Annotated in this window: 4 protein-coding genes and 3 pseudogenes; 6 read left to right on the forward strand and 1 reads right to left on the reverse strand. The window is 71.8% G+C overall.

The features are described 5' to 3' along the window. Window positions 1-175, forward strand: a pseudogene (locus ASG00_RS16305) (VOC family protein); the annotation flags it as partial. Between the two features lie 58 nt (window positions 176-233). On the opposite strand, the gene ASG00_RS01495 reads toward ASG00_RS16305, so the two are convergent. Next, on the reverse strand, window positions 234-1,073 hold the full coding sequence (locus tag ASG00_RS01495; RefSeq protein ID WP_045246378.1) for an exodeoxyribonuclease III: 840 nt from the start codon (window positions 1,071-1,073) through the stop codon (window positions 234-236). A gap of 95 nt (window positions 1,074-1,168) precedes the next feature. Here ASG00_RS01495 and pyrE point away from each other — a divergent pair, with 95 nt between their 5' ends. The 5 genes and pseudogenes from pyrE to ASG00_RS18740 form a co-directional block, all read left to right on the forward strand. Beyond that, complete coding sequence (pyrE, locus tag ASG00_RS01500) at window positions 1,169-1,747, forward strand: orotate phosphoribosyltransferase (protein ID WP_056206332.1); 579 nt, start codon at window positions 1,169-1,171, stop codon at window positions 1,745-1,747. Between the two features lie 17 nt (window positions 1,748-1,764). Continuing rightward, window positions 1,765-2,670 carry an ROK family protein gene (locus ASG00_RS01505; RefSeq protein WP_056206334.1) on the forward strand — a complete coding sequence of 302 codons (906 nt, stop codon included), beginning with the start codon at window positions 1,765-1,767 and terminating at the stop codon, window positions 2,668-2,670. 237 nt (window positions 2,671-2,907) lie between these two features. After that, a partial coding sequence (locus ASG00_RS16310; protein WP_235559049.1) for an FAD-dependent oxidoreductase occupies window positions 2,908-3,379 on the forward strand: 472 nt, incomplete at its 3' end. Window position 3,380: 1 nt separating this feature from the next. Continuing rightward, window positions 3,381-3,708, forward strand: a pseudogene (locus tag ASG00_RS18735) (NAD(P)/FAD-dependent oxidoreductase); the annotation flags it as partial. Between the two features lie 15 nt (window positions 3,709-3,723). Beyond that, window positions 3,724-3,934: pseudogene (locus tag ASG00_RS18740) on the forward strand (FAD-dependent oxidoreductase); the annotation flags it as partial.

Here is a 3,934-nt window from a genome sequence, read left to right on the forward strand (position 1 = left end):
GACGCTCACGAAGGGTCTGGATGCCGGCGGCGTCGAGCCGCGCCCGGCTCAGGACCTCGGCTTCATGTACTCGCGCGACCTCGAGGACCCGGATGGCAACATCCTGTCGTTCCTGTGGATGGATCCGGCGGCCGCGGCCCAAGGTCCCGAGGCGTACACCGCCGAACAGGGCTGATCGCGGCGGTTCCCGCGCGCGAGCGGATCGTCGATCCCGGGCGCGCGCGGGGCGCGGGTCAGAAGATCATCGGGCGGTCGTCGTCATCGGGACCCTCGAGATCGAGGTCGACGACGACGGGCACGTGATCGCTCGGGATCTCTCCCTTGCGCTCGTCGCGCGCGATCGAGGCTCCCGCGACCGCGTCGGCGAACGCGTGCGAACCGAGCACGAAGTCGATGCGCAGGCCCTCGTTGCGGGGGAAGCGCAGCTGCTTGTAGTCCCAGTAGGTGTAGCCGGTCGGCACGAGCGGCCGCACGACGTCGCTGAGCCCCGCATCGAGGAGCGCCTGGAACGCCTCTCGCTCGGGCGGGGACACGTGCGTCGTCACGCCCTCGACGACGGTCGGGTCGCCGTTGTCGGCGTCGAGGGGCGCGATGTTGAAGTCTCCGACGAGCGCGAGAGGCAGGTCGGGGTCGGCGCCGAGCGCCCCGCGCGTGTAGCCCTGCAGCGCGGCGAGCCACTCGAGCTTGTAGCGGTAGTGCGGGTCGTCGAGCCCACGGCCGTTGGGAACGTACAGGCTCCACACCCGCACGCCGTCGATCGTCGCGCCGAGCGCACGCGCCTCCTGCGGGGCATCCGGTCCGTCGTAGCCCTTCTGGAAGCCCGGCATGCCGTCGAAGGCGAACGAGACGTCCTCGATGGGCTCACGGCTCGCGATCGCGACGCCGTTCCACTGGTTGTGCCCGTGCGCGACGACCTGGTAGCCCGCCGCCTCGAACTCGGCGTAGGGGAACTGCTCGGGCTTGCACTTGATCTCCTGCATGGCGAGCACATCGATGTTCTCTCGCACGCAGAACTCGACGGTGCGCACGACCCGTGCGCGGATGGAGTTGACGTTCCAGGTCGCAAGCCGCATGGCCCCAGCCTAGGGCGCACCCCCGACGCCGAGTCCGGGTCGCGGCGGGTCCGGCGTGACGGGCGGATGCCGCGCCCCGCCCTACACTCGGAGGCGTGACCGCTGCCTCCGCGCCCGAGCTCGAATCCGACCGTCAGGCGCTCATCGCGCTCATCAAGGACGAGGCCGTGTTCCACGGCGACTTCATCCTCTCCAGCGGCAAGCGGGCGACGTACTACGTCGACATGCGCAAGCTCACGCTCGACCATCGGGCCGCCCCCGCGATCGGTCGCATCATGCTCGACCTCATTCGCGACGTCGACGGCATCGTCGCCGTCGGCGGGCTCACCCTCGGCGCCGACCCGATCGCCAATGCCGTGCTGCACGAGTCGGTGCACGCCGGTCGCCCGCTCGACGCCTTCGTCGTGCGCAAGGAGCCCAAGGACCACGGCCGCGGCCGTCAGATCGAGGGAGCGGATGTCGCGGGCAAGCGCGTCGTCGTGCTCGAGGACACCTCGACCACCGGCCAGTCCGCCCTGAAGGCGGTCGAGGCGCTGCGCCGCGAAGGCGCCGAGCCAGTCGCGGTCGCGGTGATCGTCGACCGTCGCACGGGCGCCCAGGCGGCGATCGAGGCCGAGGGCCTGCAGTGGCTCGCGGCGATCGACCTCGACGACCTCGGTCTCGACCCCCAGTAGCCCCGGGAGTACCCCGCATGAGCACCGTCGCTCTCGCCGTCGACCTCGGCGGCACGAAGATCGAAGCCGCGCTCGTCGAGGCATCCGGTCTCGTGCGCGCTGTCGGCCGCACCCGGCGACCTACCGGGCCTGACACCGATCCTGCCCGATTGGATGCCGCGGCCGCCGCGGTCGTGAGCGCTGCCGTCGCCGCGCTCGGCCCCGACGACGAGCTCGTGGGCGTCGGCATCGGCGCGGCCGGCCCGATCGATGCGGTGCGCGAGACGATCGACCCGGTGAACATGCCCGGCGTACACGGGTTCGCGCTCGCCGATGCGGTGCGGCGCGTGGTCGGCCGCGGCGTGCCGGTGCGACTGCGCCACGACGGCGGCTGCATCGCGCTCGCCGAGAACTGGATCGGCGCGACCGCCGGAACCCGCGCGTCGATGTCGATCGTGGTCTCGACGGGCGTCGGCGGTGGACTCGTCGTCGACGGCGCGCTCGTCGGCGGCGGCACCGGCAACGCCGGCCACATCGGGCAGGTGTCGGCTCCCGCCGGGTTCGAGGGATTCGGCCCGACCCTCGAGCACGTGGCATCCGGCCCCTCGAGCGTGCGCTGGGCGCAGGCCCAGGGGTGGGGCGGCGAGCGTGGTGAGGACCTCGCCCGCGACGCCGCCGCGGGCGACCCGGTCGCGCGCGCCGCGATCGAGCGCTCGGCGCGGGCGGTGGGCATCGTGCTCGCCGACGCCGCGACCCTCATCGACCTCGAGGCCGTCGCGATCGGCGGGGGCTTCTCGACCGTCACGCCCGACTACATCGACCTCGTGCAGGCCTCGCTGCGCGAGAGCGCGGCTCTGCCGTTCTCGCGGGCGACGCGGGTCGTGCCGAGCGGACTCGCCGGCGACGGCCCGCTGATCGGCGCCGCCGCCCTCGTGCTGCGCTGAGGCGAGGCATCCGCTCTCGGTGACGACGGGCGGATCGCTCTTGGATCGATGGATACCCCCACCCGTATTTGACCCAAGTACCCCAGGGGGTATAGCTTCGCTCCGTCGAGAGGAATGCCATGTGCAGTCGAATCACCTGCCCTGAATGCGGCAAAGCCACCTGGACGGGGTGCGGCCAGCACGTCGAGGACGCCCTGCGCGGCGTGGACCCGTCGGAGCGCTGCCCGGGGCACCCCGATGCGTGAGAGCGGAGCACCTCATCGCCTGGTCATCGTGGGGGGCGTTGCCGGAGGCATGAGCGCAGCGGCTCGCGCCCGCCGACTGGACGAGCGCGCGGAGATCGTCGTGCTCGAGCGTGGGGCCTATGTCTCCTTCGCCAACTGCGGATTGCCCTACTTCGTGGGAGGAGAGATCGCCGACGAGAACTCGCTCCTCGTGCAGACACCGAGCTCGCTGCGGGCCGCGCTCGCACTAGATGTGCGCACCGGACATGACGTGCTCGGTCTCGACATCACACGTCGCGTCGTCAGCGTTCGCACGATCGACGGCGACTATGAGATCGCCTACGACGACCTGATCCTCGCCCCGGGCGCTCGGCCGGTGCGCCCCCCGATCCCCGGTCTCGACTCCCCGCGAGTACGCACGCTCCGATCCGTCGACGATGCAACGTCGCTGCGTCGCACCGTCGACCGCGGCATCCGCCGCGCGGNGGTCAGCCTGGTGGACGTCGCCTCCCACCCCCTCCCGCCGCTCGAGCGAGAGCTCGCGGCTGTGGTCACTGCCGAGCTTCGTGCCCTGGGCGTCGATCTGCACCTCGGCGTCGCAGCCGACGCCATCGAGCAACACGATGAGGAGGACGTCGTCATCCTCGGCGACGGAGCCAGACTCGCCGCCGATCTCGTCGTTCTCTCTGTCGGCGTGCGGCCGGACACCGAAGTGTTCGAGGCGGCAGGCGTGGGCTGCGAGCGCGGAGCGATCATCGTCGACGGGCACGGTCGAACGACAGTCCCGAACGTCTGGGCCGTCGGTGACGCTGTGCTCAGTGTCGACGGGGTGACCGGCGCACGGCGGCCGATCGCCCTCGCCGGCCCCGCCAATCGCGTCGGACGCCTCGTCGCCGACGCCATCTTCCGGCCCGAGCACGCCCGCATGCTGCCGGCGCCGACGGGCACGGCGATCGTTCGCGTCGGCGACCAGGTCGCCGCGCTGACCGGGGCGAACCGACAGGCGCTCGACGCGGCTGAGGTCGACTACGTCACCCTGC

Origin of the sequence: Microbacterium sp. Leaf351, from assembly GCF_001423825.1 — a bacterium.
GTDB lineage: Bacteria > Actinomycetota > Actinomycetes > Actinomycetales > Microbacteriaceae > Microbacterium > Microbacterium ginsengisoli.